Origin of the sequence: Clostridium oryzae, from assembly GCF_002029235.1 — a bacterium.
GTDB classification, from domain to species: domain Bacteria; phylum Bacillota; class Clostridia; order Clostridiales; family Clostridiaceae; genus Clostridium_AE; species Clostridium_AE oryzae.
On sequence record NZ_MZGV01000134.1, the window covers coordinates 1 to 3,564 of the forward strand.

A 3,564-nucleotide genomic window follows, 5' to 3' on the forward strand; every position below is an offset into this window, starting at 1 on the left:
CTCTGTTCAATTTTCAAAGACCATAAGTTCATTTAATTATGAACTAAATATCGCTAATTCTCATATTGTATTAACCAACCTGTCGTTAAGCGACTTTTACATCTTAGCATGTCCATTTCTTAATGTCAAGACATTTTTCGAAGTTTTTTTACTTCGTTTTCGGACAGCTTTCATATATTAACACGTTCATTTTCTTGTGTCAACATATTTTTTGAAGTATTTTTTCTACTTAATTTATCTCTAAATAAGTATTTATTTTTACTTCATCCTGACAGCTTTCATATATTAACATGGTTGTTTTTCCGTGTCAATACATTTTTTTAAGTTCTTTTTCAAGACTTTACTGTTCCCAGTTCCCCATGAATTAAACTTCTCTGTCAGACAGCTTTTATATAATATCATAATAACTATATATGTTTTTCGCTCCACTACTGATACACTCAATTTATATATACCAAAATCATCTATTCGCTATTTTTCTTTAAATTTCATGTATTGATACGCACGGAGATGTTTCTATATTAGAATAGATTATGCATTGTTCATAGAATAACTAAATATACATCATTAGGACTATATTATCCATCTTGCTAAAATACAAAGCAATTAAATAAAAAAAGGAAATGTTGTGGTACTACGGAAATTGATCCGTTCACTAAGCACTTGTAACACAAATTTCAAAGCTTAACCCATCATACGCAAATATGATATTGTTATATTTTTTCTCAAGCTCAACATAATCGTCATAGGATTTACCCCAATCCTCTTCAAGGTGGGTAATAATAACTTTTTTAATATCGTAAACTTCATATAATTACCTATCTTTCTCTGTTACCATCGCAGCATTATCTTCATAGTTTTTAATCTATTTGTACAATTTTGGCACAATACAATACAAGACAAACTGAAAATTATGTTTTATTCCTCCATAAGGATATTCAGCATCTTATCTCTATTGTTCATGAAACTCTTCATTATCTGATAATTATCTGTATCTTCGTATGTAACCTTAAGTATATCTTCTTTAATTTCATAAATAGTAGCTTTGGGATAGGCCATTATTATTGGGGAATGAGTTGAAATGATAAATTGAGAACTCCTATTAACTAATTGATGTATTCTTGAAAGCATAGCCATTTGTCTTGATGGCGACAGTGCAGCTTCAGGTTCGTCTAATATATATAATCCATGTCCACCGAACCTGTTCATAAACAATGAAAAAAAAGATTCTCCGTGAGATTGCTTATGCAGTGAGCGGCCTCCATAAGAATCAATTACTTTAGGAGCATCGCATGGCTCTTTATCTAGTTCATCAATATCTGTAGCCAAATTATAAAAGCTTTCAGCTCTTAGAAAAAATCCATCCTTAGGGCTGATAATACCTTTGATGAGTTTGATATAGTTATGTAATTTTGAATGAGTGTCATTGGTAGCAAAACTAAAGTTCTTTGTACCTCCTTCAGCGTTAAAACCATATGCCACAGCAATAGCTTCAAGTAACGTTGATTTTCCAGAACCGTTTTCTCCAACTATAAAAGTTACTTTCGAATCAAATTCTAATTTTGTTAAATGCTTAACTACAGGTAAGCAAAACGGATATGCAGAAAATGATGGTATTTTGTCCCTCTTAATTTCTATACTGCGTAAATATTGATTTCTTTCTAACGTGCTCACAAACTCCCTCCTTACAATCTGAAACTCTTTTTTTTCATCGCGATTTTCCAAGTTTCTTCTTAACTAATTCTTCATGATAAAAATAATTTATGTATTTTATACAATTCTGGTTGCAGTAATTTTCAATTTCTATAGATAAATCCGCCCAATGTGTTTTTACGTTGTCAATATATATCTTTTCATATTCACTATATAAATAGGGGTATTTTGTAATATAAAGATGATATTATCATAATATAATATAACTCCCTATTTTCACAAGTTTAAATTTCATAAATATGGTTATACGCCATTAACAAAAAAAGGATCAGAAAAGCACTATATTTATTAATACTTTTCTGCATCCTTATATTTGAATACTATATAATCCATTGAGGTCCTTACTAAATATTTTTCTTAATTTTATTTTTTCCAATCATTATGCTAATAATCTCTTTATCAGTTTGCTTCATTCCATCCTTAGCAAGATGTCCAACATTCGTGATGGTAGCTTCAACACCTTTAGTAACTATTCCATCACCATCTCTAAATTGCTGTCCTGACTTATACATATGATATCCTAAAATTCCTGCATCTACAGCTGCTGCAATTTTGGCAGCACAGGATGCCTTTGCTCCATCGCAAATAATGCCAGATACAATAGCTAGGGCATTAACAATAGTGTGGCATATCTCCTTATAGCCTCCGCCATATAGATACGCGATAGCAGCACCACTGCCGCAGCCTGCACAAACCGCACCGCAATATGCAGATAATCTTCCAATTCCAGTTTTCTGATGAATTGTTACTAGGTTTGATAATACTAGAGCACGATATAATTTTTCCTCTGACACCTTCAATTCCTTAGCATATTCAATGACAGGAAGTGAAGCCGTCATTCCCTGATTTCCACTTCCAGAAACGATAACTACAGGTAACTCACATCCTCCCATCCTAGCATCAGAACCAGCCGCAGCCCTGGCTTTTGCTCTTATTTTTACATCATCTCCATAGCTAGTAAGCAGTACCCTTCCTATGTTTGCTCCGTAATTATTATTTAAGCCTTCATCAGAAATCTTTGTGTTATACTCAATCTGTTTTCCAATAATCTGTCTTATATCATCTATGTCAACGGTATTGGCAAAATCAACAATATCCTGAACGTTTAATAACTTTTTATCAGTAAGATCTTCTTTGAGTGATTCTGACTCCTTCGAAAATATAGTCTCTTTATCTTTTTCTATATACACAATATTTGTATGATAATTGGTAATACGCACAATTACATAGGAATCCTTATAGTATGCTGTTACCTGAATATAGAAAATAAATTGATTATCAGCTAAATTAACATTAATTAAGTTCTTATTCATATACTCTTTAATACAACGCTTCTGTTCCTCTGTAACTTCAGCAATGCACTCTAGTTTCTTTTCAGCATTTCCTGCAACGATACCAGCAGCAGTCGCTGCTTCAATCCCTTTTAAGCAGTCAGTATTTGGTACCACAACACTCTTAACATTTTTTATGATATTGGCGCTGGCATCCACAACTACTTTATCAGGTAAATTCTCTAATATTTCTCTAGCCTTTGCTGAAGCATAAGCAATAGCGATTGGCTCTGTACACCCCATAGCTGGTATTAGTTCTTCCTTCAGTATCTGTACATAGCTTTTATATTTTAAATCGGTAGTTTTCAAATTTTTTTCTTCCTTTCCAATCAAAATTGTTTTTCTATACTTCATTCAAATACTATCCAATAATCTTTAAGCAAAAATTAATTTTACAAATTAATATGTACTTCTAATTATAAATACATATCCAATAAAAAGCATAATTTTTTCATTTCTTTTTTAATTTAATAAATTTATCATGATTTTAATAAAAATTTGATATGACGTAATTTTTCGC

The 3,564-nt window shown here is 31.5% G+C and carries 2 protein-coding genes; both read right to left on the minus strand.

Annotation, left to right across the window (positions count from 1 at the left end):
- Positions 1-918 precede the first annotated feature (918 nt).
- Positions 919-1,674, minus strand: a complete 756-nt coding sequence (locus tag CLORY_RS22555; protein WP_079428805.1) for an AAA family ATPase — start codon at positions 1,672-1,674, stop codon at positions 919-921.
- 383 nt (positions 1,675-2,057) lie between these two features.
- Positions 2,058-3,398 (minus strand): L-cysteine desulfidase family protein, encoded by a 1,341-nt coding sequence (locus tag CLORY_RS22565; RefSeq protein ID WP_139376129.1) that lies wholly within the window; start codon positions 3,396-3,398, stop codon positions 2,058-2,060.
- Positions 3,399-3,564: the final 166 nt, after the last annotated feature.